Consider the following 25,141-nt stretch of genomic DNA (forward strand, 5'->3'; position numbering starts at 1 on the left):
GAGAGGCGCTACTGGGTTTTCGGCTTTTCCAGTGACTCAGCTACAGGCTTCCAGTCAGTTATGTAACCAATACCTGGCGCTGCCGCATGCCGGTATCAGAGCCCGATGGCGATTCATCAGGAAAATCCGGGCCATGGATGTGGGTCAGGATCCCACTTGTACCCTTTGCGCGATGGGCAGTGGCGACATGGTTTCCAGCGAGTAAGATCGCAGTCGCAACTTGGAGTCTTGATAAAGGAGAGGTGGCGCGATGAGCGACAAAAAGAGCACGTACAGCGACAATCCCTATCGTCCACGCGCCCGCACAATGCGCGATGCGCAACTCCTGCGCGACATGGGCAGCATCAATGCGGACGTCTACGCCAGGCTCGGCGCGCTGCCGCGTGGTGGGGTGCCGATTGCGCCCTGGCGCAAGCCGAGACTGCCATTGCCACCAGACCCCACTGCCGCGCTGCCTGCGGCCTATCCCCCCGAGGACGATACGATGAAACTGCACCACCTGGCCGCTGCCGCCATTATGCCCCTGGCCGCGACCGCCGCCGGTTGTTCGAAAGGTATCGATGTTGGCAACGACGGTGCGACCGGGCATCTGAATCCGCATCCGGTCAAGCGCTACGAGGTCATCGCCACGTCAAATGCGCCGGGACCGTGGGATTCTTTCAAGGGTGCTTACATTGGATATGACGTCATCAATAAGAATTGTGTGCCGATGATGCCAGTTCTTGGCGAGCAGCATGTGCCTAACACCGGGCTCGATATTCCTATGGTCCAGGTGGATGACCACACATGGAAGGGATATTTTTATCGCGATGCCCTGCTGGATGAAGATTATTTCAATCTCGGGGTTTGCCACTGGGATGTGATAAGTGTGGGTGTTAGCGCGATTGGCAAGGGTGTGAAATTCGGTTGGGGAGGGTTGTTGGAAAAAATCTTGCGCGAGGGTGGTGGGAAAAGCTATTTCAAGAATAGTTCTTATGGGGATCCTGCTTTGGTTCCCTATGGTGCGCTAGAGTTCCAGTCTGACGATCCCGAGGTTCTTAAAGACCCTGATGCTTATTTCCCAGTGACGATCACTGTTAAGGAAGTCAAGTCATGAAAGTCATTGATCAAGCGTTAGCTGATGCAAGTAATGACGCGTATGCCAACCGATCACAGCGTGATGTGGGCGATAACAATAGGTATGTTTCTCTGGATGGCCAGGGTTATAAGATATTTGGCTATGCCAGTGATCCGGCTACCGGCTTTCACGCAACTGCGTATCAAAGCGTTGCGTCGCCTCACAATGTTATTGTCGCGTACCGAGGTACTGATCCTGGTCTATTTTCAGGTAAGAGTGTTTCGGAAAAAGCGGACCACGCGCTGACGACGCTGCAGGACATCGCCGTCGATGCAAAGATGGTGCGAGATACCGTCAACGCGCAGAGGTCTGCGGCCGACGCGTTTACAGCGCAGATGATCGCCAAAGCGGCTGCGCAGGGCATCCCGAAAACCCAGATATTCGCTGCCGGCCACTCCCTGGGCGGCGCATTGGCGGAACTCCAGGCCGCCAAATATGGCCTGCGCGGCGCCACCTACAACGGCTTCGGCGCGGCGGACATGATCGATGGCCCGCCGCAGCCGGGCTTCCAGCTCACCAACTACCGCATGGCCGGCGACGTGGTGAGCGCGGCCAGTCCGCATGTCGGCAAGGTGGTGTCGCTGGCCAGCGAAGAGGACATCCAGAGCCTGCGGGCCGGCCGCTACCTGGATGCGCCGCCCGGGTCGGCGCCGCCAAACGCGCTGATCGCGATGCGGCTGAGCGACCACGGCGGCCAGCAGCACTTCAGCAGCGACAGTCCGGACAATATCCTGCAACCCCAGCGCTTCCAGGAAGCGACGCAGCGCTACGCGGCGAACAAGGACGCCATCGACCGCTTCGGCAGCGATGTGTCCTTCGCACGCGCCGAACTGTCCGAGTCGCTGCGGCAGATGCGCGGGAACGACGGGCAGGGCCAACTGTCGCCGAATCTGCGGCGGCAACTCAACGAGTACCTCGTGCTCAACGCCGATCCCGCCATTCGCGACACCATCGCGCGTGGCGCGCCCGTGCGCGGGGTTGCCGACGGCCTGCAGCACGGTGCCGATGCCGTGCGCGCCGGCGGTCGCTACGTGCAAGCGCTGGACGAACGTATCGCGATCGTGGCGCGGGAGGGCGGGCGCCTTACCGCGCCCTTCATCCCGGTTGCGCCGCTGGCTGGACATGTGGTGGGCGAAGCCGCCCGTCTGCACGGTCAAGGTGCGGATGCGGCGGCGCGGTGGGTGGGCGGCGGGCTGGAATCGGCCAAAGGCGCCGTGGAGCGAGGCGCGCATGCGGCTGCCGACGCCGTGGTGGAGCGGATCCATGATCCTCGCTTCCAGGCGGGCGTGGCCAACGTCGCCAATCACATCGTCGATGCCTACGATGGCGCGCGGGTCGCGGCGCAAACCGCCACGCAGACGTATCAGCTCGGCAAGCAGGCGGTCTCCGATGGGATCGACCGGGCCGAACGTGCGGTGGCGCAAACCTACGACGCAACCAAGCACGTGGTGACCGAAGGCGCCCAGCAGGTCGGTCGTGCCGCCACCCAGACCTACGACGCCGCGAAGCATGTGGTGACTGAAGGCGCGGAGCAGGTTGGGCGCGCGGCCACTCAAACCTACGGTGCGGCGAAGCACGTGGTCATAAGCGGTGTGGAGCATGTCGAGCGCACTGTCACGCAGACCTACGACGCGTCCAAACACGTAGTGACCGAAGGCGTGGCGCAAGCTGGACGTGCGGCCACCAGTGCCTATGATGCGGCGAAGCAAGCGGCCGACAGCGCCGCGCGGGTTGGTACGCACGCGTACGAAGCCGCAAGACAGACCGCCACGCAGGGCATCGACGCGGCCAAGCACGCGGCTGGCCAGGCCTACGACACGCTGACCCATCCCGGGCAGTGGTTCCAGCGCAGCGCTCCGGCCCACGCACCCGCGCAGCCGCATCCGCAGGCGCCTGCCGCGACGACGCCGGCTTCCGGAGCCCACTCGGCGCCGTCGGCCGGACACAAGGCCGATCGTGAGCAGAACCTCGCCGCACTGCCTGCGTCCGATCAGACCATGTTCGCGCGCATCCGCAGGGACGTACCGACGCGCATCGACGATGCGCATGTCGCGCAGGCGATGCTCGGTGCCAAGCGGGCCGGCATCGCCGATGCCGACAAGATCGACCGGGTGCAGATGGCCGGCGACACGCTGTGGGTGTCCGGCACCACGCCGGGCTTCCGCGCCGCCACGGACGTGGCGCAGGCCGCTGCACCGATGCACGAGACGGTGCAGCAGGCGCAGGCGTTCAACCAGCAGCGCGCGCAGCACCTGGCCATGGAAGCGCAGCAGCGGGTGCAGGACGCCCCTGGCGGCAGAGGCGCGCCGGCGATCGGTTGATCCCGACCCCGGTTGGCCGATCGGCGCTGCGCCAGGTCCGTTCGCGGCCGGCCGTTGCTGGTCAGCGCCGCTCAAGTGGCGCGCATGGGTAGAATCGCGGTTTTCCCGCAGGAGTCGCCATGCGCACGCTGTATCCCGAGATCGAGCCGTTCGACAGCGGCATGTTGCCGGTGGACGCACGGCATACCCTGTCCTACGAACAGTGCGGCAATCCGCACGGCAAGCCGGTGGTGCTGCTGCATGGCGGTCCCGGCGGCGGCTGCAACGCCAAGATGCGCCGCTTCCACGATCCGGCCAAGTACCGCATCGTGCTGTTCGACCAGCGCGGCTCCGGCCGCTCCACGCCGCATGCCGACCTCGTCGACAACACCACCTGGGACCTGGTCGCCGATATCGAGCGGCTGCGCACGCACCTGGGCATCGACCGCTGGCAGGTGTTCGGCGGCAGCTGGGGCTCGACCCTGGCGCTGGCCTACGCGCAGAGCCATCCGGAGCGCGTCACCGAGCTGGTGCTGCGCGGCATCTTCATGCTGCGTCGCTGGGAACTGGAGTGGTTCTACCAGGAAGGCGCCAGCCGCCTGTTCCCGGACGCATGGGAGCACTACGTCGCGGCGATCCCGGCGGTGGAGCGCGCCGACCTGATCTCCGCCTTCCACCGGCGCCTGACCAGCGACGACGAGGCGACCCGCCTGGCCGCGGCCAAGGCCTGGAGCGTGTGGGAAGGCGCGACCAGCTTCCTGCACGTGGATGCCGATTTCGTCGACAGCCACGAGGACCCGCACTTCGCGCTGGCCTTCGCCCGCATCGAGAACCACTACTTCGTCAACGGCGGCTTCTTCGAGGTCGAGGACCAGTTGCTGCGCGACGCGCACCGCATCGCCGACATCCCGGGGGTGATCGTGCACGGCCGCTACGACGTGGTCTGCCCGCTGGCCAACGCCTGGGATCTGGCCAAGGCCTGGCCGAAGGCGACGCTGCAGATCACCCCGGCCTCCGGCCATTCCGCGTTCGAGCCCGAGAACGTCGACGCGTTGGTGCGCGCCACCGACGGCTTCGCCTGAGTCCGCGCGCGGCTGCGTAGCGCGTTCACGGAAGGGCGGTGCTGCGCATGGCGGCACCGTCCACTGCAATGATTCAGCAGGCCAGCGCGTTGCCGGGTTCGCATCCGGCGGCGGTGATGGCGCCGGCCGCTGCGCAGGGGCGCGTGTCGAGCTGTGCCTGCTTGGTCTCGTCGGTCCACACCACGAACGATTCGAGTACGTTGTCGCCGAAGGTGGTGCTGATCGCCACGTCGGCGGCGTCGCGGCCGCGCGCGATCAGCACCCGGCCGATGCGCGGCACGTTGTGGCGTGCATCGAAGGTGTACCAGCGCCCGTCGAGGAAGGCTTCGAACCAGCCGGAAAAATCCATCGGTGCGTCCGAGACCGGGACGCCGATGTCGCCCAGATAGCCGGTGCAGTAGCGCGCCGGGATGTTCATGCAGCGGCACAGCGCGATCGCCGCATGCGCGAAGTCGCGGCACACGCCGCGCCCTTCCTGCAGCGCCTGCGCGGCGCTCTTGGTGGCGCAGGCATGGGCATAGCCGAAGGCGATGCGCGTATGCACGTAGTCGCAGATCGCCTGTACCCGTGCCCAGCCGGGCGGCGTGCCGCCGAACAGCTCCCAGGCCATGCCACTGAGCAGGTCGGTCTCGCAGTAGCGGCTGCCGAGCAGATACACCAGGGTGTCGTCGGGCAACTGCTCCACTGGGGTCTGCGCGGCGTCGTAGCGGTACTGGTCCGGCAGTCCGCTGTCGCGCACCACCGCATCGGCACGCAGGGTCAGCGTTCCGGCGGGCGCCTGCAGGCGCGTGCAGCGGTTGCCGAAGCCATCGCGATAACGGTGCAACGGCAGCGCCGGCACGCTGTGCAAGGCGGTGGCGGCAACGATGTCGTCGCGGCGGCTGTCGTGGATGTCCAGCATCGCCAGCATCGGCGTCGCTTGCGCGAACCGGTAGCGGATTTCGTAACCGAGGCGGATGAGCATGTGGGGTCCGATGCGGGGCGGGTTTCCGGTACGGACCGGTCCAGCCCGAGCGTGCGCAGGAGACACTCAGCTTAGTGTGAAGGCGGGCGGCAGCCGCTTCAGCATGCTGAGCGGCGTCGTGGCCAGTGCATGCCGAACGGCCGCAGGGGCAACCGGGCGTTGCGGATCGCGGGCGCCGCTGCGCCAGCCGCGTACCGCTGCACTGGGGGGCGCATCGCGGCGGCGCTGCCGGTCGCGGACTGCTTTGGGTGCGGGCGAGCGGTCGTCGTCGAACGGGGTCGCGGATCGACACGCCAGGCGATGTCCAGCGACGTCTCGCTCCGGTCTCGCAGGCTTCATTCTCCTTCAGCGTCCGCACACCTGCCGTAGACTGCGCTGCCGCGCGCTGCCTGCCCGACGACGTATGATTCCGCTATTGACCTTGCGTGAGACGCTGGATGCCTTTGCCGCCTGCAACGACGACGGCCACGTGCACGAGGCGTTCGGCTGGGTGCATGCCACCGGCGAGGATCCGCTGCAGGCGCGCTTCTGGTTGCCGCCCGACGAAGCCACTGCATTCGGCGACGATGACACACCGCCCGCGGCGGCGCGCGCGCTGGGCTTGGCGCCCTACCTGGAACCGGCGACGTTCGCCGACGTGCTCGACGTGCAGAAGCGGCAACGCCCGCTGTCGACGTTATACGACTACGCGCAGGCGTTGGCCTACTACGCGGAGTACGACGCGTTCCTGCAGGTCGAGGGTGTGGACGAGGCGCTCGGCGAGGCGGACGAGGACGCTTGGGAGGCGGCGCGCGCGGTTGGCGTCGGTGCAGGCGTCTTTGCCTCGTTCGATCTGGTGCTTGCGCGCTGTCCGCCCGAATGCGTCAAGCCGATAGCGCAGCAGGTCGCGCACCTGCTGGACTGGCCGATCGGCCAGGCGTTGGCCGCCTGTCGCGCCGGGTCGCTGACCGTGGGCGAGGCATTGGATCGTCTTCGTGCCGCGGCGATCGCGGCCGATTTCGCCGCACTCGGCGTTCCGCTGCAGGTGCAGGGCTACAAGGCGTTTCCGTGGATGCCAGTGCCGACGCTGGCATGAGGCGTGGTGCGGGAAGGGCGTCGGCGTTACTCAGCCCAGCGCCAGCAACTGCGGCTGCAGCCTGGTGAAGATCCGCGCCAGCCGCTGCGCCCAGGCCTGCTGGCCGGCGGCATCGGCGATCAGGTCCTGGCGGATCTCCAGTTCCACATGCGGCAGGCCGCGGCCTTCGCCGTGCACGGGCACCGCGTAGTCGCTGCTGCCGCTGACCGCGTACGGCGCGTTGTCGCCGACCAGCAGGTCGTCTTCCGCGCGCAACGCCTGCAGCAGCGCGTGGGCGAAACGGGTGTCGCGGTGGTAGAGCACGCCGGCATGCCAGGGCCGCGGCACGCCGTCCATCACCGGGGTGAAGCTGTGCATCATCACCAGCAGGGTGGGGCGCGCGGCGGCGCGGCGCGCGTCCAGTTCGGCGGCGATGCGCGCGTGGTAGGGCGCATGCACGGCGTCGATGCGCTGCTGCCGCTGCGCCGCCGTGGGCCCGGCATTGCCCGGCACCACGGTGTGGTCGCTGACCGGCGGAATCAGCGTCGGCGAGGCCAGCGGGCGGTTGCAGTCGATCAGCAGTCGCGAGTAGGTCTGTTCGATCGCCCAGGCGTCGAGCAGCGCGGACAGCGCGCGGGTGGTGCCGGCGATCCCGATGTCCCAGCCGATGTGCCGGTCCAGTTCCGACTGCGCGAGGCCGAGGCCGTGCAACGCGCGCGGCACTGCCTGTCCCGCGTGATCCGCCAGCAGCACGAACGGCGATGTACCGTGTGGTCGGTGGATGCTGAACACCGCCGGGTCGTCCGCGCCCAGCAGCGGCGGCAATGCGTGGCTGAGACCCTCAGCCACGCGGCGTCCCGTCGAGCTCGTGTTCGATCATCCACAGGCCGGCCCAGAGCTTCGCGTCCAGTGCGTAGCCTTCGCCCATCTTCTGCACCAGCCACGCGGCGGCACGCGTGCGCGGCACCGAATGCACGGTGATGTCCTCGCTGGCGTCGCCGCCGCCGTTGCCGACCTTGCGCAGGCCGGTGGCGCGCACGAAGGCGATCTTCTCGTTGCTGGCGCCGGCCGAGGTCGGGCCGATCAGCAGCACCTCGGCGTGCTCGGCGGTCCAGCCGGTTTCCTCTTCCAGTTCGCGCACCGCCGACACCTCGATCGATTCGCCGGCATCGATGTCGCCGACCAGTCCGGCCGGCATCTCGATGGTGCGCGCCTGCAGCGGCACGCGGAACTGTTCGACGAACAGCACCTCGTCGTCCGGCGTGACCGCCACGATGATCGCGGCCAGGCCGCCGGCGTGCACGCGCTCGGAATACTCCCAGGTGCCGCGCACGACCATGCGCTGGTACTTGCCTTCGTAGACGACGCGGGGCGGGGAATCGTGGCGGGGCATGGGCAGCTCGCAAGATGGCGGAGGAAGAGGGCGCGGTCGCGCACGGCGCGGTCCGGCGATGCGGTGCAGTGTAGAACGTGCGTTGTGTTTTTTTGATGCGCGCCAGGTCGTGCCCGGGGTCGCTGGCGCCGCGCGAGTCGCTCGGCGCCGGTCGCGACGGCACGGTGCAACCGGCACAGCGCGTGCGAGGGCGTGCCTGCTTCGGGCAGCGGCATCGCCTGCCCGTGGCGAAGGCCAGCGCTCAGCCGGCCACAAACTCCAGGCCGGCCGCCTGCAGCAGGCGGCGTCGGGTCAGCGGCCCGAAGCGCAGCGCCTCGCACAGGCCGTGCAGCATGTCGGCATCGGCCGCGCCGCGGGCGAAATTCACGGTGGCCGTGTGCAGCGGCGCGTCCAGGGCGATGGTGGTCAGCTGCCGCCACAGCAGCGCGTGCTCGCGCTGCTCGCGCAGGCGTACGGCCATCTGCGCGGCGCCGCGCAGGCGCAGGAACGCCACTTCGTCGACCCGCGCCAGCAGCGTGTCCAGGTCGCCGAAATGCGCCAGCAGGATCGCCGCCGACTTGGCGCCGATGCCGGTGACGCCGGGGATGTTGTCGATCGCATCGCCGGTCAGCGCCAGATAGTCGGCAATCTGGTGCGCATGCACGCCGTGGCGCGCCTTGACCCCGGCCGCGCCCCAGCGCTGGCCGCGGCCGTAGTCCCATTGTTCGTCGAACTCCAGCAGCAGCTGCGACAGATCCTTGTCGGCGGAGACGATCACGCCGTGGAAGCCATTGCCGCGGGCGCTGTGCAGGGCGCTGCCGATCAGGTCGTCGGCCTCGTAGTCGTGGTGCGCCAGCACGCCCAGGCCCAGGGCCGCGCACAGCGCCTTGCAATGCGCGAACTGGCGGCGCAGCGCGTCCGGCGCCGGCGCGCGGTTGGCCTTGTAGGCGAGGTACAGGCGATGCCGGAAGCAGCTGTCCAGCGCTTCGTCGAAGGCGATCACGATGTGCTGCGGGCGCTCGCGCTCGAGCAGGTCGAGCAGGAAGCGGGCGAAGCCGTGCACCGCATTGGTCGGCCAGCCCTGCGCGTCCTGGAATTCGTCGGGAATCGAATGCCAGGCGCGGAACACGTACAGGCTGGCATCGACCAGGTACAGCGGCCGCGACACGGGCGGGCCTGCGTTCACGGCGTCCAGTCGCTGAGCAGCGCGCGCGGATCCGGCCGCTCACGCTCCGGCACGTCGAGGCGGGCGGTGCCGATGTGGATGAAGCCGGCGACATGCTCGTGCTCGGCCAGGCCCAGCCGCGCGGTCACCGTTTCGTCATACGCCATCCAGCCGGTCAGCCATTGCGCACCGAAGCCGTAGGCCTGCGCGGCCTGCAGCAGCGCGAAGCACACCGAGCCGGCGGTCATCCACTGTTCGATCTCCGGCACCTTGTGTCCGCGCTGCAGGCAGGCGATGACCGCGATCACCACCGGCGCATGCGCGAAGCGTTCGCGATCCTTCTCCACCGCCGCCGGCGCCGCGCCGGGATCACGCTGCAGGGTGCGCGCGGCGAGGATGTCGCCCAAGGCCTGACGCGCCGGGCCGGCGATGCGCAGGAAGCGGAACGGCACCAGCTTTCCGTGATCGGGGACACGCACCGCCGACTGCAGCATGGCCAGCAGCGTCTCCGCGTCCGGTCCCGGCTCGCCCAGCTGCTTGGATGGCACTGAACGGCGCGCATCCAGCGCTTGCAGCGAATGAATTGTGCGCATAGTCTCGATTCCGTGGGGCGGGCGCGGAATTATAGTCGGGCGCTCGCAGGCGGCAGCGGATGCCGCAGTTACACGGACAATCGCGTTGCGTTGCTGATCTGCCGCTAGCTTCCGAATTGACGTCGGTCTCACTGCTGCCTGCGTATCACACTGCCATGACCCTTGCTGAATACGCTGAAGAGTTGTCGCCCAGCCGCAACGCGGATCTGCTCGATCAGGTCCGGGATGTGGTGTCGGTTCCGCTCGCCGGCGCTTTCGGCGAGGTGCTGGATGTGCTGGCCGAAGCGCTGTTCCGCATGGCCGAGCGCGCCGGGCCGACCCAGAACGATTATTTCGAGGCGATCCAGCTGCTGCGCCAGCAGCGCGAGCCGATCGCCGCGCGCTTCCGCGCGCACCTGGCCCAGGCTTGGCAGGCGCTGGAAGCCGGCCGCCCGCTGTCGGTGGAGCGCAGCCTGGCGCGCGAGCGCGGCGATCTCAGCCTGGTCTCGGAACAGGAATTGGACGTGCGCCTGGCGGTGCGCAACCTGGCCGGGGCGATCCAGCACCGCTGGCGGCCGGAGCTGATGCGGCTGAACCGGTTCCTCGGCTTCATCGCCGGCGGCCAGCGCATCGATGCCGACAACAACCCGTTCGGCCCCGAGCACGTGGGCGCGGCGGTGTACGCGGCGCTGCACGGGCTGGTGCTGGCGCCGCAGGTGCAACTGGCGATCGTCAAGATCTGCGAGCAGGAACTGCAGGAGCGCGTCGGCGAACTGTATTCGCAACTGGAGCAGCGCCTGAACGAGGTCGCGCGCGCCCGCGCGCTGCCGAGCGGGCGCCCGCGCCGCCGCGCCATCCCGCGCCTGGGCGCGAGCGAGGACGAGGCGGCGCCGGACTGGATCAGCCGCTTCTTCGAGAACTGGGACACCGCCGCGCCGCTGTCGGCGGCGCAGCGCCGCGCCGCACGCGCCCTGGACGCGCACGCGCGCAATGAACAGGAGGTGCTGCCGCCGGCGCTGCGCGCGCTGCTGCACGAGGCGCAGCCGGACGCGGGCCCGGGCGACGGCCGGCGCTGCCTGTCGCCGCGCGAGCTGCTGTCGGTGCTGTCGTTGCTGCAGACCATGCCGTTGGCCGGATTCGCCGTCGTCGGCGAACACGGCGGCCCGCTGGCGCTGGGCCTGCGCCGGCAGATCACCGGTATCGGCGCCTCGCTCGGCCTGGACCCGGCCAGCACCTGCCTGGATCCGGCCGATGCCGACACCCTGGATCTGGTCGGCCTGCTGTTCGATGTGATGCTGGAGGAATGCGTGCTGCAACCCGCGCAGCGCGAACTGCTGGGGCAGATGCTGGTGCCGATGGCCAAGGTGGCGCTGATCGACGGCCGCCTGTTCGTGCGCGACGGGCATCCGGCGCGGCGCCTGCTCAACCTGCTCGCCGACGCCTGCGACGGCAATGCCGGCAGCACCGGCCCGGAGCAGGCGCTGCTGGCGCAGGCGCAGGCGGCGGTGGAGCGGGTGGTGCGCGATTTCGACGAGCACCTGGCGGTGTTCCTGGCGCTGGAGGCCGAGTTCGGCAGCGCCTACGAGCAATACCGGCGCCGGGTGGAGATCGCCGAGCGCCGCGCGGCCGAATTGCAACGGGCGGAGGAGCGCCGCGAGGTCGCCCGGCAGCGCGCCGCGCAGGCGCTGCACGATCTGCTGCAACAGGCCGGCGACGACCTGACCGTGCCGCCTCCCATCGAGGCCTTCCTGCGCCAGTCCTGGTGCCAGTACGTGCAGCAGTCGGCCTTGCGCGACGACGGTCAGGGCAGCGCGCTCGCCGCGGCGCTGGCGCTGGGCGATGCGGTGCTGGCGCAGTGCCGCCAGGCCCGGAACGGTGCGGTGCCGGTAGAAGGCTGGCTGCAGCCGCAACATGCCGAGCTGACCCGGCTGTGGACCAGCGTCGGCCTGGACGCCGCGGCGGCCGAAGCCGCCTGGCAGGCCCTGCACACGGCGCTGGACGACCTGGCGCACGCGCGGCCGCTGCAGGCCGCGCTGCCGGCGACGGGCGTGGACGTGCCCGAGCCGCCCGCCGCCGAGACCGTGCCGGCACTGCCGGAACCGGCCCAGGCCACCGATTTCGACCACATCACCGCCGATTACTTCCGCACCCTGCCGCTGGGGACCTGGCTGGACTTCGTCGACCGCGAAGGTCGCGTGCAGCCCGGCAAACTGACCTGGGTGAGCCCGATCTCGGCGCGCCTGCTGTTCGTCAACCGCCGCGGCGGGCGGCTGTGCGTCGCCTCGGCCGAGGCGCTGGCAGTGATGGCGCGGCTGGACCGGCTGCGCCTGCATCGCGACGACGATGCCTTCTACAGCGCCATGCAGGGCGTGGTCGACCGCCTGGAACGGGTGGCGGTGGCGGCCTGATCCTCGACGGGCGTGCCGTATTCATGCCGCATTGCCGCCGTAGTGACGCCTTCCATGCCTACGATCCTGCACGAGGTCACGTTCTGGAGCCGGAAATGCGCAGCGCATCACGGTCGCTGTTCAGACACCTTGCCTACCATGCAGGAGCGGAAACAGGGGCCGCGTCCGATCGTCTTCCACCTTCCTTCTATCTGGCGCCGTCCATGGCGCGGAGCCGTCGCGCATGAGTTTCAGCCCCAGCCCGCACGCACACCCGGCGCGTGACCCGCGCCTGTTGACGCAGGCGCGCGAGGGCATGCTGCCAGTGCTGGGCCAGGCCTTCGCCGCGGCGCTGGCGCATTTCGACGACGTGCTGTTCGATCGCGCCGAGAGTGCCGGCGCGTCGCAGTTGCTGTTCCTCGACGGCATGCGCGAACTGCGCCGTCGTCGCGACGAGATCGCCGCGCGCTTCCGCGCCCAGCTGCATACCGCCTGGGAAGCGCTGGAGGCCGGCGCGCCGCTCTCGGCCGAAGTCGCCCTGGCCGGCTACGGGCAGGGCCTGAGCCTGATCTCCGAACACGAGCTTGAATCGCGGCTGGCGGTACGCAACCTCGCCAGCGTGCTGCTGCGCGAATGGAAGCCGGTGCTGACCCGCATCGACCGGCGCCTGGGCTGGATCGCCGGCGGCCTGGAGCTGGATGCGGACACCAATCCGATCGGCCCCGAACACATCGGCGTGGCCGTGCATGCCGCGTTCTCCACCAGCGACCTGGCCCCGGAAGTGCGGCTGGTGCTGATCAAGCTGTGCGAACGCGACTTCACCGCCGGGGTCGGCAAGCTCTACCAGGATCTGGACGACAGCCTCGCCCAGGCCGGGATCATGCCGGAGATCTCGCGGCCGCGACCGCCGCCGCCGCCGCGGCGCGCACCGCCGCCGGAGCAGCGCCCGCCGCGCGAGGCCGGCGCTGCCGGGGATGGCGTCGGTGCCGAGCTGGGCGAGGACGAAGAACACTACGCGCCGGCCTGGGCCAACCGCTTCGTCAACCGCTGGGCCGAGCGCCGCGGCAGCCTGCAGGCCGGCGAGCGCTACGACGACGGCGAGGCGCGCCTGCCCGGCGGTAGTCAGGGCGTGTTGCTGGAGGCGTTGCACGAACTGTTGCAGCAGACCCGCAACGCGCGCGAAAGCGCCACCTCCGCGGCGACCGCGGCGGTCGGCCAGCAACGCCCGCTGAGCCAGCGCGAGATGATGTCGGTGCTGTCGCTGCTGCAGGCCACGCCCAGCGCGACGCTGCGCGCGGCGATCGGCGACGACAGCGAGTCGCTTGCGCAGCGGCTCAAGAGCGAGGTGCTGTCCAACGCCACCCAGTTCGGCGTGGACCCGGCGCATGCGCGGCTGGATCCGGTCGACGAGGATGCCATCGACCTGGTCGGCATGCTGTTCGACGTGATGCTCGACGAGCGCGACCTGGAAGGCCGTTCGCGCGAACTGATCGGCCGGCTGGTGGTGCCGTTCGTCAAGGTCGCGCTGCTGGACCGGCGCATGTTCGTGCAGAAGACCCATCCGGCGCGGCGCCTGCTCAATTCGCTGGCCGAGGCCTGCGAAGGCAACACCGGCGAAAGCCAGGCCGAGCGCGTGCTGATGGGCAAGGTCGAGGAGATCATCGACCGGCTGGTGGCCGAGTTCAACGAGAACCTGGCGATCTTCCTGACCCTGGAAGAGGAATTCCGCGATTTCCTGGTGCAGCACCGCCGCCGCATCGAGATCGCCGAGCGCCGCGCCGCCGAGACCCAGCGCGGCCAGGAGAAGCTGGAACTGGCGCGGCAGCGCGCCGAGGCCGAACTGCAGGTGCGCCTGCAGGGCCGGCCGTTGCCGCAGGCGCTGCAGGAGTTCCTGCGGCAACCGTGGCAGCACCACCTGACCATGGCGATGCTGCGCGAAGGCGAGGGCGGCCCCGGCGTGCGCGATGCGCTGGCGCTGGCCGATGGCCTGCTCGAGGAAGCCGCCGAGGCGCAGCGGCACATCGTCGGCAAGCCCTGGCTGCAGGCCTGGCAGGGCGCGCTGCAGCGGGTCTTCGCCAGCGTCGGCCTGCATGCCGAGGCGGCCACGGCCGCGATCGACGCGCTGCACGACACGCTGCAGGCGGTGGCCGAGCTGCGCCCGGAACTGGAGCGGCCGCTGCCGGAGCTGCCGCAGGTGGCGCTGCCGCAGCCGCCGGTGCAGGAGGCGCAACCGGTGGACGTGGCGCCGCCGCAGACCATGGACGATTTCGACAACGCCGATGCCGACCGCTTCCGCACGATGCAGATCGGCACCTGGCTGGATTTCGTCGACCGCGACGGCAAGATGCAGGCCGGCAAGCTGTCGTGGGTGAGCCCGATCTCGTCGCGCCTGCTGTTCGTCAACCGGCGCGGCGTGCGCTTCTGCGTGGCCTCGCCGGAAGAACTGGCGGTGATGGTGCGGCTGGGCCGGCTGCGCGCGCATGTGGACGACGGCGCCTTCGACAGCGCCATGCAGGGCGTCATCGACCGTCTCGATCCGCATAGCGCGACCTTGCACTGAGAGCAGCGCGGCGGCGCGGGCGATCGCCGCCGTGGCGTTGCACGTGTCGCGTGCTGCTCGGCTGTACGTATCGGCGGCGTCAGCGCATCGCCAGCGACGCGTTCCGGCGGCCGTTGGTCGCTATGCCATCGCGACCGTAGGGGCGGCTTCAGCCGCGAGGGGCTTTACTTGGAGCCCCATTCGCGGCTGACGCCGTTTCCTGTCTGTCGGCCTTGGCGGGATCAGGACGTCTCCTCCGCCGCGACCGGGTTTCCTCGCGCGGCCGGTCGCGGCTGACGCCGTGCCTGCGCCTGACCCGCGTTGGCGATCGCTTGCCGGCGATGCAGGTGTTCCCCGCACGCCGCACCCTTCCCGACCTGTCCATGCCCCTGGCCGCCCCGGCGGAGAACACGCCTTCGCCGAGGCGGCGTGCGCCGGGCGCCCTCGGGCCGGGGGCGCCAACGCGCCCGGTCGCCGGTGCCCACTTGGCGTGCGCGACGCCTCCACCTGGCGTGCGGACGCTGTAGGATCGGCGCGGACGACAGGCAAGGCACGGGGAATCGCATGGCAGTGCAGGTGCTGGTGGTGAAGGAATCGGCGCAGGGCGAACGCCGCGTGGCGGCGACGCCGGAGACGGTCAAGAAACTGGTCGCCCTGGGCGCGCAGGTGCGGGTCGAGCCGCAGGCCGGCGTGTCGGCCGGCTTCGTCGATGCGGCCTACCTGGCCGCCGGCGCCAGCCTGGCCGATCCCGACAGCCCGGCGCAGGCGGATCTGGTGCTGTGCGTGCAGCCGCTGCCGGCGGTGGCGCTGCAGCAGCTCAAGGAGGGCGCCGGCGTGGTCGGCATCCTGCAGCCGCAGGCCGATCCGGCGCGCGCGGCGGCGCTGCAGGCGCGGCAACTGGTCGCCTTTCCGCTGGAACGGCTGCCGCGCACCACCCGCGCGCAGGCGATGGACGTGCTCAGCTCGCAGGCCGGCATGGCCGGCTACAAGGCGACCCTGATCGCCGCGCAGCTGGCGCCGCGTTTCTTCCCGATGCTGACCACCGCGGCCGGCACCATCCGCCCCTCCAAGGTGCTGATCGTCGGCGCCGGCGTGGCCGGCCTGCAGGCCATCGCCACCGCCAAGCGCCTGGGTGCGCAGGTGGAGGGCTTCGACGTGCGCCCGGAAACCCGCGAGCAGATCGAATCGCTGGGCGGCAAGTTTCTCGATCTCGGGGTCAGCGCCGCCGGCGAGGGCGGCTACGCGCGGCAACTCACCGACGACGAGCGCGCGGAGCAGCAGCGTCGCCTGGCCGAGCACCTGAAAGGCATCGACGTGGTGGTCTGCACCGCCGCGGTGCCGGGACGGCCGGCACCGAAGATCCTCAGCGCGGCGATGGTCGCCGGCATGAAGCCGGGCAGCGTGGTGGTGGATCTGGCCGCCGAGACCGGTGGCAATTGCGAGCTCACCCGACCGGGCGAGACCATCGAACACGCCGGCGTGACCATTGCCGGGCCGTTGGATCTGGCCAGCATGGGCGCGGTGCATGCGAGCGAGATGTACGCACGCAACGTCTACAACTTCGTCGCCCTGTTCCTGAAGGACGGCGCGATCGCCTACGACTGGAACGACGAACTGCTGGCGAAGACGCGCTGGACGGCGTGAGTGCGGCCGCGATGGTTGGGCGCCGGCTCGGGCGGCGCTGATCTGCGGGCAAGGTGAGCCCGTGTAAGAGCGGTTTCAGCCGCGACCGGGTTCACCGGGAACGCCGTGGGGGCTGAAGCCGCTCCTGCGAGGCGATTTCTGCGGCGCTGGACTCCATGCGCCGCACACGACGAGGCGAGGGAGCGCGCGCCATGCGCATCAGGCTTGAACCGGCGCCGCGTTTCGCCTACCTGGCAGCATCCGGCGGCGACAGGTTGTCCGGGCCGGCATTGGCGCGGATCCAGGCGGCGCGTTGCGCCGGCGTCATCGCTTCCCAGCGGTCGCGCAGCGCCTTGCGCTGGTCCGGCGGCAGCGTGCGCATGCGCTCGAACAGCACCCGCGCCTCCTCGCGCTGCTGCGGGGTCATGTCCTCGTAGCGGCGGGCGCCCTTGCGTGCGCGGTCGCGTTGCTCGGGGGTCATCGACTGCCAGCGCTGCGCGTGCTCGAACATGCGTCGGCGTTGCTGCGGGGCATCGTTCCAGCGCTGGCGCAGGGGTGCGATCAGCAGCTCGCGCTGCTGTGGGCTCAGGTGTTCCCAGTCGGGCAGCGGCGGGCCGGAGTCGTCGTCGCGGTCGGCCGCGCTCGGCGGTGGCGGCGGCCCGGGCGGGGGCGGGGCGGCGAAGGCCGCCGGGACGGCAGTGCCGGCCAGCAGCGTCAGCGCCAGGGAGAGACGGATCAGGCGAGTCATCGGGTTCATTCCATTGCCAGCGAGGTATCGGAGCCCAGCCACAGGTACAGGTCGGGATTTTCGTCGAGCATCGCGGTCGCGGCCTGGTCGCTGTCGGCGGCCGCGCCGGCGCGCACCGAGGCGGTCGCGGCCACGGTCGTGGCAGTGGCGGTGGCGACGCTGGCGGTGGTGGTGGTGGTGGTGGTGGTGGTCGGCATCGACGGTGCGGGGCGCAGCAGCAGATGCACGCCCAGCGCCGCGCCGAGCAGCGCCGGGACCGCCGCCAGCAGCCAGCCCCAGCGCCGGCTTGGCGCCGCGTGCGCATGGCTGGCCTGTTGGCGTGCGGCGCGCAGCCGCGCCAGGGTCGGCGCGGGCAGGGCCTGCAAGCCGGCCTGGTGGACGGCGCGCATCTGCGTGTCGAAATCCGCCGGGCGGGTGCGATCGGATGTCATCGGACGTCCTCCAGATGTTTCTGCAGCGCCTCGCGGGCGCGCGACAGATGGGTCTTTACCGAGCCTTCCGAGCAGCCCATCGCGCGTGCGGTGGTGGCCACGTCCAGCTCTTCCAGGACGCGCAGGGTGAAGGCCTCGCGCTGGCGCGCGGGCAGCGCGCGCAGTGCCGTCACCAGCCGCGCATGGGTCTGCCGACGCTCGTGCTGCTCGGACGGATTGGGGCCGTCGTCGGCCCAGTCCGGCGGGCTGTCCGCGTCACGCTCGCTGGTCGGCGCCCAGAAGCGCAGGCGGAAGGTGCGGCGGCGCTGCAGGTCGATGATGCGCCGGCGCAGGATGCTCCAGAACAGCGGCGTCCATTCCTGCGCCGGGCGCTCGCGATAGGCCAGCAGCTTGATCATCGCGTCCTGCACCGCGTCCAGCGCGTCCTCGCGCTGGCGCAGTCCGGCTTCGGCGAAGCGGAACGCGCGCGGCCCGATCTCGGCCAGGAACGCGTCCAGCGACGCCGGCAGCGGGCGCTGTTCGGTGTCGGCATCGGTCGATGGCGGTGCGAGGGCGGGCGTGCTCACCAGCACAGCTTAGCTTCCAGCAGGGGGATGCCGTGGTTAACGCGCGGTGGCGGGCGTGGTTGACCGGCCCGGCCTGGCGGCCTTCGCGCAACCGCATGCCGGCATCGCACAGCGGTTCAGCACGCGGTTATGATGCGGCGGACGGGCGCGGCGCCCGGGAGAATGGTGCGATGAGCGACGGGTTCGTGGCCTTGTACATCTTCATGCTGGCGGCCATCGCCGGGCATGTGATCATCTCGCGGGTGCCGGTGATCCTGCACACCCCGCTGATGTCCGGTTCCAACTTCATCCACGGCATCGTCCTGATCGGCGCGATGGTGGTGCTGGGGCATGCCGACACCACCCTGGAGAAAGCCATCGGCTTCGTCGCGGTGCTGCTCGGCGCCGGCAATGCCGCCGGCGGCTATGTGGTGACCGAGCGCATGCTGGACATGTTCAAGTCCAGCAAGCCGGATGCCTCCAAGACCAAGGCGAAGGATTGAATGCGCGGCATCGGCGCACCGCCGCGGCGCTGGCCGTGGCCGTCCTGCTGGCACTGCTCGGCCTCGCGCCGGGCGTCCTCTCGTACCTTCTGCCACTCGGGCAGATGTCCTTTTTCGGAGCACGCGTGCTGATGGAACTGTTGCCGATCCTGATCAAGAGCAGCTATCTGGTCGCCGCCACCCTGTTCCTGCTCGGCCTGCAGCGCATGGCCTCGCCCAGGACCGCGCGCAGCGGCATCCGCTGGGCCGGTTTCGGCATGCTGCTGGCGACTGCCGCCACCTTCCTGCTGCCGGGTCTGCACAACCTGCCGCTGATCGTGCTGGCGATCGTGCTCGGCACCGCCGCGGCGTGGATCTCCGCCAAGAAGGTGGCGATCACCGACATGCCGCAGATGGTCGCGCTGTACAACGGCATGGGTGGCGGCTCGGCGGCGGCGATCGGCGCAGTGGAGCTGCTGCGCTTCTCGTTCCTGATGCGCCGCGATACCACGCACTGGAGCGAGGCCGCGATCGCCGCGCTGGCCGCGCGCCAGCCGGATGCGACCACGCTGGCGCTGGCGGTGATCGGCTCGGCGATCGGTGCGGTGTCGCTGTCCGGCTCGATCATCGCCTGGGCCAAGCTCGACGGGCGCCTGGACAAGCGCGTCACGTTCCCCGCGCAGCAGGTGTTCAACCTGCTGGTGTGCGTGGCGATGCTGGGCGTGGGCGCCTGGGCCGCGATCAGCCTGAGTCCGCTGGCGATCGTGCTGTTCTTCGTGCTGGCGCTGGCCCTGGGCGTGCTGATGACGCTGCCGATCGGCGGCGCCGACATGCCGGTGGTGATCTCGCTGTACAACGCCTTCACCGGCCTGGCGGTGGCCTTCGAGGGCTACGTGCTCGGCAACGAGGCGCTGATCATCGCCGGCATGATGGTCGGCGCGGCCGGCATCCTGCTGACCCGGCTGATGGCCAAGGCGATGAACCGGCCGATCCGCGGCGTGCTGTTCTCCAACTTCGGCGGCGGCGGCCAGGCGCAGGCGATCGCCGGCAGCCAGAAGCCGATCGAGGCCGGCGACGTGGCGGCGATGATGGCCTACGCCGAGCGCGTGGTGATCGTGCCCGGTTACGGCATGGCGGTGGCGCAGGCGCAGCACAAGATCTGGGAACTGGCGCAGCGGCTGATCGAGCGCGGGGTCAAGGTCAAGTTCGCGATCCACCCGGTGGCCGGGCGCATGCCCGGGCACATGAACGTGCTGCTGGCCGAGGCCGGCGTGCCCTACGACCTGATCGCCGACATGGACGACATCAACCCCGAGTTCGCCAGCACCGACGTGTCGCTGGTGATCGGCGCCAACGACGTGGTCAATCCGGTGGCCAAGACCGACCCGGCCAGTCCGATCTACGGCATGCCGATCCTGGACGTGGTCAATTCCAGGAACGTCATCGTCATCAAGCGCGGCAAGGGCACCGGCTTTGCCGGCATCGAGAACGCGCTGTTCTATGCCGACAACACCCGCATGCTTTACGGCGACGGCGCCGAGGCGGCCGGCGCCCTGGTCAGCGAACTGAAGGCGCTGGATGGCGGCGGGCATTGAGCCGTTGCAGGCGGAGTGGCGGGGCAGGGGGGACGTAGCGAGCGCAGGGCGCAGGAGCGGCTTCGGCCGCGCCTACAAAAAAACGATGCGCCTCATGGCCAAGGCGGATGATCGGGGTGTGATCGGGCCGCAACCACCATCGCCACCCAGCGGCGTCCGCCGCGCTCCGACCGTGCTCAGCGCGCGCTGAAATACGCCGTGGCCACGCCGATGCCCAGCCACAGCAGGTCGCCGGGGCTGTTGGCCAGCAGGGTCAGGGTCCAGGCGTAGTGGGCGCCCATCTTCAGCGACGAATCCCAGACGTTCAGGCCCAGCCCCGCGCCCATCTGCGCGGCGGCGATGCCCCAGTTGGCGGCGACGATCACCAGCACCGTGGCGCTCATCGCTACGGCGATGCGCAGCGGGCCGCGCGGCAGGTTGCCCAAACGCAGCATCCAGACGATCTCCAGCGCCACCACCACGGCCATCCAGCCGGCCTGGCGACCCAGCGACAGCGCCACCAGCAACCAGGCGATCAGCGCGGTGAAACAGCCCATGGCGAGCAACAGGGGCCACAGCCAGTGCGAGGGCCTGGCCGGCGTGGAGGAAGGCGGCATTCGATGTTCCCGGAGAAGGCGTACAGGATACTTCCGGCGCGCGCCCCGCGCACTCGGATAAACTGCACGACTTGCACCGGCGGGGCCTGTCCCCATATCGCCCCCATGTACTCACGCAGCAGCGAACCTGTCCAATTCGAACGCGATTGCGCCGCGGTGATGGTGCCGCAGGGCGACGCGGTGACCCTGCCCGCCGGCAGCTACGGCTATATCACCCAGGCCCTGGGCGGCAGCTACACGGTGTTCGTGGAGGGCAATCTGTTCCGCATCGCCGGCAAGGACGGCGACGCCATCGGCAAGGAGCCGCCGCCGGGGCTGGAACTGCCCGAGGACGCCGGCGACGAGCAGGTCGAAGCCCTGATCTGGCAGCAGTTGCGCACCTGCTTCGACCCCGAGATCCCGTTCAACATCGTCGATCTGGGGCTGATCTACGACGTGACCATGCATGCGCGCGAGGATGGCCAGCGCACCGTCGAGGTCAAGATGACGCTGACCGCGCCCGGCTGCGGCATGGGCGAGATCCTGGTCGACGACGTGCGCAGCAAGCTGGAGATGATCCCGACCATCGCCGAGGCCGACGTCGAGCTGGTGTTCGATCCGCCGTGGGGCCGGCATATGATGTCCGAGGCCGCGCGCCTGGAAACCGGCATGCTCTGACCCGCGCGCGACGCCTCGCGCGTCGCGACGGAGCCCGATCGGGCGCCGCCGCTGCCGTCGCCACGACGCTGCGGCCCTGGCCATCCCTCGACTACCACAGGAATTCCCGGTGTCCGCTACCGAGCCGTCCACGCAGTTCCGCCTGACCCCGTCCACCGCCGCGCGCAGCGCCGAGGCGCGCGCGCAGATCCTCGCCGCGCCGGGCTTCGGCAACTATTTCACCGACCACATGGTCGCCATCGAATGGAGCCGCGAGCAGGGCTGGCACGACGCCGAAGTGCGCGCCTACGGCCCGCTGGCGCTGGACCCGGCCGCCTCGGTGCTGCACTACGGCCAGGAGATCTTCGAAGGCATCAAGGCCTACCGCCATGCCGACGGCTCGATCTGGACCTTCCGCCCGGAGGCCAACGGCAAGCGCCTGCAGCGCTCGGCGCAGCGCCTGGCGCTGCCGGAGCTGCCGGTCGAGCTGTTCGTGGAATCGCTGCGGCAGCTGATCGCGGTCGACGCGGCGTGGGTGCCGTCGGCGCCGGAGACCAGCCTGTATTTCCGTCCGTTCATGATCGCCAACGAGGCGTTCCTGGGCGTGCGCGCCGCGCAGAAGGCCGGCTACTACGTCATCGCCAGCCCGGCCGGCGCCTATTTCGCCAAGGGCGTGGCGCCGGTGGCGATCTGGCTGTCCACCGACTACGCGCGCGCCGCCAAGGGCGGCACCGGCGCGGCCAAGTGCGGCGGCAACTACGCCGCCTCGCTGCTGCCGCAGCAGCAGGCGCAGGCGCAGGGCTGCTCGCAGGTGCTGTTCCTCGATCCGGTCGAGGGCAAGTACATCGAGGAACTGGGCGGCATGAACGTGTTCCTGGTGATGCGCGACGGCAGCCTGGTCACCCCGGCGCTGTCGGGCAGCATCCTGGAAGGCATCACCCGCGACAGCATCCTGCAACTGGCCCGCGACCGCGGCATGCAGGTGGTGGAGCGGCAGGTGAGCATCGACGAGTGGCGCGACGGCGTGGCCTCGGGCGAGATCGCCGAGGTGTTCGCCTGCGGCACCGCCGCGGTGGTGACCCCGATCGGCCAGCTCAAGGGCAAGGACTTCGCGGTCGGCGACCTGACCGCGCCCGCCGGCCCGGTGACGCTGTCGCTGCGCCAGGAACTCACCGACATTCAGTACGGCCGCGTGGCCGACCGCCACGGCTGGCTGGTGCGGCTGGGCTGAGCCGAGCGCCCAACGCTGGGGCGGCCGTTGGCTGCCCTGGCGAATGGACCTCATGCCACTTGGCGCATGGTCCGACAGCGTCGACCATCGCCGGCGACGTCCGCGCTGGTGCGCCGGGGCGTGCGATGTGTCGCCGCCCCGCCTCCGCATCGCGCCTTCCCGGGAGTCCGCTCCCCGGACATTCCGTGTCCGTCCCGATGTATGGCGCTGCCATGCAGGCGGCCTCTGTCGTCTGTATCCACTGTCTCCTTTTCTTGTCCCATGTGTCGCGCGGGAGCCAAAAATCTGCCCCTGATTTGCCGAGTCTGGCGTCTTTCCATGCTGCACCGCAGCAAAAATGAGGTGCAGTTCTCTTTATGACATCGACATTCATTGCATTTCTTCGCTTTGTACAACGGATTTCCGTCACACCCTGCTCCATACGCGCTTGTACTGAGCTAGCGTCGATGAATGGTCGGCAACACGCCATCCGACCGGGCTCGCAACGCACGCCAGGTTCAGGTTTCGACCGGACCGGTGCGGCGCGGAACACCGCCATCAGGCGGCTACTCAACCGAAAGGAAGTCCGAATGTCCGAAATGTCGCATCGTGGGTCGCGCCAACGTCCGTGGCTGGTCGTGCTGGGCGCCTCCGCTCTCACTTCGCTGCTGTTGGCCACCCCAGCCTTCGCCGGTGACGTGAACCTCTCCGGCCTGTCTTCCGAGCCGACCGTGCAGCGCTTCATCGTCAAGACCCGCGATGCCGCGCCGGTCAGCATCTCCAGCGCGTCCGCCGCCGGTGCGGCGCCCTCGGCGGCGCTGCGCGCGACGCTGCAGTCGGCCGCCGCCGCGCTGCCGGCCAAGAACGGCCGCGCGCTCGGCCTGACCAGCCTGCGCCGCCTGGCGGTGGGTCCGGAAGTGGTCAAGGCCAGCCGTCCGCTGGACCGCGCCGAGGCCGAGACGCTGATGCGGCAGATCGCCGCCGACCCGAACGTCGAATACGTCGAGGTCGACCAGCGCATGACCATCGCGCTGACCCCGAACGATCCGCGCCTGGGCGACCAGTGGGCCTTCGGCACCACCAACGCCGGCATCAACGTGCGCTCGGCCTGGGACAAGGCCAGTGGCGACGGCGTGGTCGTGGCGGTGATCGACACCGGCATCACCAGCCACCCGGACCTCAACGCCAACGTCCTGCAGGGCTACGACTTCATCAGCGATGCGGATTCGGCGCGCGACGGCGACGGCCGCGACAGCAACCCGGCCGACGAAGGCGACTGGGCCGCTGCCGGCGAGTGCTACTCCGGTTCGCCCGCCTCCAATTCCAGCTGGCACGGCACCCATGTGGCCGGCACCATCGCCGCGATCACCAACAACGGCACCGGCGTGGCCGGCACCGCGTTCAAGGCCAAGATCCTGCCGGTGCGCGTGCTCGGCAAGTGCGGCGGCTACACCTCCGACATCGCCGATGCGATCACCTGGGCCTCCGGCGGCACCGTCAGCGGCGTGCCGACCAACCAGAACCCGGCCGAAGTCATCAACATGTCGCTGGGCGGCAGCGGCACCTGCTCGAGCACCTACCAGAACGCCATCAACGGCGCGGTCAGCCGCGGCACCACGGTGGTGGTGGCGGCGGGCAACAGCTCGACCAACGTGTCCAGCTCGGTGCCGGCCAACTGCAACAACGTGATCGCGGTGGCGGCGACCACCTCGTCGCGGGCCAAGGCCAGCTACTCGAACTACGGCGCGGGCATCGACATCTCCGCGCCGGGCTCGAACATCCTGTCCACGCTCAACGACGGCACCACCACCCCGGGCAACCCGAGCTACGCCTCGTACAACGGCACCTCGATGGCGACCCCGCACGTGGCCGGCGTGGTCGCGCTGATGCAGTCGGTGGCGCCGACCGCGCTGACCCCGGCGCAGGTGGAAAGCACCATCAAGAACACCGCGGCCAGCTTCTCCTGCTCGCAGGGTTGCGGCGCCGGCCTGCTCGACGCCAACGCGGCGGTCACCGCGGCGTTGAACGGCGGCAGCAGCGGTGGTGGCGGTGGCGGCGGCAGCAGCAACGAACTGCAGGACGGCGTGGCGGTCACCAACCTCAGCGCCAACAGCGGTTCCTCGCTGAACTACACGGTCAAGGTGCCGTCCGGTGCCAGCAGCCTGGTGGTCACCACCTCCGGCGGCAGCGGCGATGCCGACCTGTACGTGCGCTTCGGCAGCGCGCCGACCGACTCGGCCTACGACTGCCGTCCGTACAAGAACGGCAACAACGAGAGCTGCACCTTCAACTCCCCGCAGGCCGGCACCTACTACGTGCGGGTGAAGGCGTACAGCACGTTCTCCGGTGTCAGCCTGAAGGCCGACTACTGAGGCACTCCGTCGCGGCGGCCGCGCCATGGCCGCCGCGCACCTCCCGGTGCCGGATCGCAGCGGTCGGCCAGGACGCCGCCGCCGCCACTCTCGGTCGCCCCGCGCTTCGGCGCGGGGCTTTTTTGTTTTTGCCGCGTCCGGCCGCCCTGGTCCGGTCGTCTTGATGCATTCCGCAGCCGGGCTCGTCGCCGATCACAGATCTGCACATTGCGCCGCTTGCGCCCTCTACCCAACCCGCGCTTTGCCGCTATCCGCGGTGCAGGACCGTCCTGCGGCTGTCGCGTACGCGGTGGTCGCGGCCTGCACCGCCAGGTTCGAACCTGCGCGGTGGACGGCCGACTGCGCCACGTG

Annotated in this window: 21 protein-coding genes; 12 read left to right on the plus strand and 9 right to left on the minus strand. The window is 69.7% G+C overall.

All coding sequences use genetic code 11. The features are described 5' to 3' along the window. The first annotated feature begins 250 nt into the window (after positions 1-250). The 3 genes from ACHWVH_RS05165 (at position 251) to pip (ending at position 4,499) form a co-directional block, all read left to right on the plus strand. Positions 251-1,096 carry a hypothetical protein gene (locus tag ACHWVH_RS05165; protein WP_394686791.1) on the plus strand — a complete coding sequence of 282 codons (846 nt, stop codon included), beginning with the start codon at positions 251-253 and terminating at the stop codon, positions 1,094-1,096. Next, positions 1,093-3,438, plus strand: a complete 2,346-nt coding sequence (locus ACHWVH_RS05170) for a hypothetical protein (protein WP_394686792.1) — start codon at positions 1,093-1,095, stop codon at positions 3,436-3,438. Before ACHWVH_RS05165 ends, ACHWVH_RS05170 begins: the two co-directional genes overlap by 4 nt. A gap of 119 nt (positions 3,439-3,557) precedes the next feature. Further along, entirely contained in the window at positions 3,558-4,499 is a 942-nt protein-coding gene (gene pip, locus ACHWVH_RS05175; RefSeq protein WP_267081947.1) for a prolyl aminopeptidase, read from the plus strand. Positions 4,500-4,572: 73 nt separating this feature from the next. Here the strand turns inward: pip and ACHWVH_RS05180 are convergent, their stop codons facing one another. Further along, complete coding sequence (locus ACHWVH_RS05180; RefSeq protein ID WP_267117149.1) at positions 4,573-5,463, minus strand: transglutaminase family protein; 891 nt, start codon at positions 5,461-5,463, stop codon at positions 4,573-4,575. 403 nt (positions 5,464-5,866) lie between these two features. Here ACHWVH_RS05180 and ACHWVH_RS05185 point away from each other — a divergent pair, with 403 nt between their 5' ends. Beyond that, on the plus strand, positions 5,867-6,538 hold the full coding sequence (locus ACHWVH_RS05185) for a hypothetical protein (RefSeq protein ID WP_152238579.1): 672 nt from the start codon (positions 5,867-5,869) through the stop codon (positions 6,536-6,538). 30 nt (positions 6,539-6,568) lie between these two features. Here ACHWVH_RS05185 and ACHWVH_RS05190 read toward each other — a convergent pair whose 3' ends face one another. From ACHWVH_RS05190 to ACHWVH_RS05205, 4 genes are all read right to left on the minus strand, one after another. Continuing rightward, positions 6,569-7,366, minus strand: a complete 798-nt coding sequence (locus ACHWVH_RS05190) for an N-formylglutamate amidohydrolase (protein WP_394686793.1) — start codon at positions 7,364-7,366, stop codon at positions 6,569-6,571. Next, a complete protein-coding gene (locus ACHWVH_RS05195; RefSeq protein ID WP_152246312.1) occupies positions 7,359-7,910 on the minus strand; it encodes an NUDIX hydrolase in 552 nt (183 codons plus the stop codon). Before ACHWVH_RS05195 ends, ACHWVH_RS05190 begins: the two co-directional genes overlap by 8 nt. Positions 7,911-8,151: 241 nt before the next feature. Further along, a complete protein-coding gene (locus ACHWVH_RS05200; RefSeq protein ID WP_394686794.1) occupies positions 8,152-9,075 on the minus strand; it encodes a 5'-3' exonuclease H3TH domain-containing protein in 924 nt (307 codons plus the stop codon). Then, entirely contained in the window at positions 9,072-9,647 is a 576-nt protein-coding gene (locus tag ACHWVH_RS05205; protein WP_267100036.1) for a nitroreductase, read from the minus strand. The genes ACHWVH_RS05200 and ACHWVH_RS05205 overlap by 4 nt, the downstream gene beginning before the upstream one ends. A 155-nt stretch (positions 9,648-9,802) precedes the next feature. On the opposite strand from ACHWVH_RS05205, the gene ACHWVH_RS05210 reads away from it, so the two are divergent. From ACHWVH_RS05210 to ACHWVH_RS05220, 3 genes are all read left to right on the plus strand, one after another. Next, positions 9,803-12,034: a DUF1631 family protein gene (locus tag ACHWVH_RS05210; protein ID WP_394686795.1), complete on the plus strand. Its 2,232-nt coding sequence runs from the start codon at positions 9,803-9,805 to the stop codon at positions 12,032-12,034. Between the two features lie 223 nt (positions 12,035-12,257). Then, on the plus strand, positions 12,258-14,573 hold the full coding sequence (locus ACHWVH_RS05215; RefSeq protein ID WP_394686796.1) for a DUF1631 domain-containing protein: 2,316 nt from the start codon (positions 12,258-12,260) through the stop codon (positions 14,571-14,573). 543 nt (positions 14,574-15,116) lie between these two features. Then, a complete protein-coding gene (locus ACHWVH_RS05220; RefSeq protein ID WP_017908585.1) occupies positions 15,117-16,196 on the plus strand; it encodes an NAD(P) transhydrogenase subunit alpha in 1,080 nt (359 codons plus the stop codon). 226 nt (positions 16,197-16,422) lie between these two features. Here ACHWVH_RS05220 and ACHWVH_RS05225 read toward each other — a convergent pair whose 3' ends face one another. Genes ACHWVH_RS05225 through ACHWVH_RS05235 form a run of 3 tightly spaced genes read right to left on the minus strand, consistent with a single transcriptional unit; the run spans position 16,423 to position 17,926 of the window. Beyond that, positions 16,423-16,923, minus strand: coding sequence for a DUF3106 domain-containing protein (locus ACHWVH_RS05225; RefSeq protein ID WP_295913145.1), 501 nt, complete (start codon positions 16,921-16,923; stop codon positions 16,423-16,425). Between the two features lie 5 nt (positions 16,924-16,928). Then, complete coding sequence (locus tag ACHWVH_RS05230) at positions 16,929-17,354, minus strand: hypothetical protein (RefSeq protein WP_394686797.1); 426 nt, start codon at positions 17,352-17,354, stop codon at positions 16,929-16,931. Then, a complete protein-coding gene (locus ACHWVH_RS05235) occupies positions 17,351-17,926 on the minus strand; it encodes an RNA polymerase sigma factor (RefSeq protein WP_017909518.1) in 576 nt (191 codons plus the stop codon). The genes ACHWVH_RS05230 and ACHWVH_RS05235 overlap by 4 nt, the downstream gene beginning before the upstream one ends. Positions 17,927-18,090: 164 nt before the next feature. Here ACHWVH_RS05235 and ACHWVH_RS05240 point away from each other — a divergent pair, with 164 nt between their 5' ends. Further along, positions 18,091-18,402, plus strand: coding sequence for an NAD(P) transhydrogenase subunit alpha (locus ACHWVH_RS05240; RefSeq protein WP_017909519.1), 312 nt, complete (start codon positions 18,091-18,093; stop codon positions 18,400-18,402). A gap of 131 nt (positions 18,403-18,533) precedes the next feature. Beyond that, positions 18,534-19,976, plus strand: a complete 1,443-nt coding sequence (locus ACHWVH_RS05245; protein WP_152238582.1) for an NAD(P)(+) transhydrogenase (Re/Si-specific) subunit beta — start codon at positions 18,534-18,536, stop codon at positions 19,974-19,976. Between the two features lie 176 nt (positions 19,977-20,152). On the opposite strand, the gene ACHWVH_RS05250 is transcribed toward ACHWVH_RS05245, so the two are convergent. Continuing rightward, positions 20,153-20,572, minus strand: a complete 420-nt coding sequence (locus ACHWVH_RS05250) for a hypothetical protein (RefSeq protein ID WP_148828334.1) — start codon at positions 20,570-20,572, stop codon at positions 20,153-20,155. Between the two features lie 105 nt (positions 20,573-20,677). On the opposite strand from ACHWVH_RS05250, the gene sufT reads away from it, so the two are divergent. The 3 genes from sufT (at position 20,678) to ACHWVH_RS05265 (ending at position 24,790) form a co-directional block, all read left to right on the plus strand. After that, entirely contained in the window at positions 20,678-21,229 is a 552-nt protein-coding gene (gene sufT, locus ACHWVH_RS05255) for a putative Fe-S cluster assembly protein SufT (RefSeq protein WP_017909071.1), read from the plus strand. A 109-nt stretch (positions 21,230-21,338) separates the two neighbouring features. Next, positions 21,339-22,439, plus strand: a complete 1,101-nt coding sequence (locus ACHWVH_RS05260; RefSeq protein ID WP_010341242.1) for a branched-chain amino acid aminotransferase — start codon at positions 21,339-21,341, stop codon at positions 22,437-22,439. A 578-nt stretch (positions 22,440-23,017) separates the two neighbouring features. Then, entirely contained in the window at positions 23,018-24,790 is a 1,773-nt protein-coding gene (locus tag ACHWVH_RS05265) for a S8 family peptidase (RefSeq protein WP_295925279.1), read from the plus strand. The last annotated feature ends 351 nt before the right edge of the window (positions 24,791-25,141 follow it).

It is taken from the genome of uncultured Xanthomonas sp., from assembly GCF_964278005.1.
Taxonomy (GTDB): domain Bacteria; phylum Pseudomonadota; class Gammaproteobacteria; order Xanthomonadales; family Xanthomonadaceae; genus Xanthomonas_A; species Xanthomonas_A sontii.

Excerpts from the sequence above, each read along its gene's own strand:
- ACHWVH_RS05165 (WP_394686791.1), top strand. The coding sequence starts at position 251 with ATGAGCGACAAAAAGAGCACGTACAGCGACAATCCCTATCGTCCACGC.
- ACHWVH_RS05170 (WP_394686792.1), top strand. The coding sequence starts at position 1,093 with ATGAAAGTCATTGATCAAGCGTTAGCTGATGCAAGTAATGACGCGTAT.
- pip (WP_267081947.1), top strand. The coding sequence starts at position 3,558 with ATGCGCACGCTGTATCCCGAGATCGAGCCGTTCGACAGCGGCATGTTG.
- ACHWVH_RS05180 (WP_267117149.1), bottom strand. The coding sequence starts at position 5,463 with ATGCTCATCCGCCTCGGTTACGAAATCCGCTACCGGTTCGCGCAAGCG.
- ACHWVH_RS05185 (WP_152238579.1), top strand. The coding sequence starts at position 5,867 with ATGATTCCGCTATTGACCTTGCGTGAGACGCTGGATGCCTTTGCCGCC.
- ACHWVH_RS05195 (WP_152246312.1), bottom strand. The coding sequence starts at position 7,910 with ATGCCCCGCCACGATTCCCCGCCCCGCGTCGTCTACGAAGGCAAGTAC.
- ACHWVH_RS05205 (WP_267100036.1), bottom strand. The coding sequence starts at position 9,647 with ATGCGCACAATTCATTCGCTGCAAGCGCTGGATGCGCGCCGTTCAGTG.
- ACHWVH_RS05210 (WP_394686795.1), top strand. The coding sequence starts at position 9,803 with ATGACCCTTGCTGAATACGCTGAAGAGTTGTCGCCCAGCCGCAACGCG.
- ACHWVH_RS05215 (WP_394686796.1), top strand. The coding sequence starts at position 12,258 with ATGAGTTTCAGCCCCAGCCCGCACGCACACCCGGCGCGTGACCCGCGC.
- ACHWVH_RS05220 (WP_017908585.1), top strand. The coding sequence starts at position 15,117 with ATGGCAGTGCAGGTGCTGGTGGTGAAGGAATCGGCGCAGGGCGAACGC.
- ACHWVH_RS05225 (WP_295913145.1), bottom strand. The coding sequence starts at position 16,923 with ATGACTCGCCTGATCCGTCTCTCCCTGGCGCTGACGCTGCTGGCCGGC.
- ACHWVH_RS05230 (WP_394686797.1), bottom strand. The coding sequence starts at position 17,354 with ATGACATCCGATCGCACCCGCCCGGCGGATTTCGACACGCAGATGCGC.
- ACHWVH_RS05240 (WP_017909519.1), top strand. The coding sequence starts at position 18,091 with ATGAGCGACGGGTTCGTGGCCTTGTACATCTTCATGCTGGCGGCCATC.
- ACHWVH_RS05245 (WP_152238582.1), top strand. The coding sequence starts at position 18,534 with ATGGAACTGTTGCCGATCCTGATCAAGAGCAGCTATCTGGTCGCCGCC.
- ACHWVH_RS05250 (WP_148828334.1), bottom strand. The coding sequence starts at position 20,572 with ATGCCGCCTTCCTCCACGCCGGCCAGGCCCTCGCACTGGCTGTGGCCC.
- sufT (WP_017909071.1), top strand. The coding sequence starts at position 20,678 with ATGTACTCACGCAGCAGCGAACCTGTCCAATTCGAACGCGATTGCGCC.
- ACHWVH_RS05265 (WP_295925279.1), top strand. The coding sequence starts at position 23,018 with ATGTCGCATCGTGGGTCGCGCCAACGTCCGTGGCTGGTCGTGCTGGGC.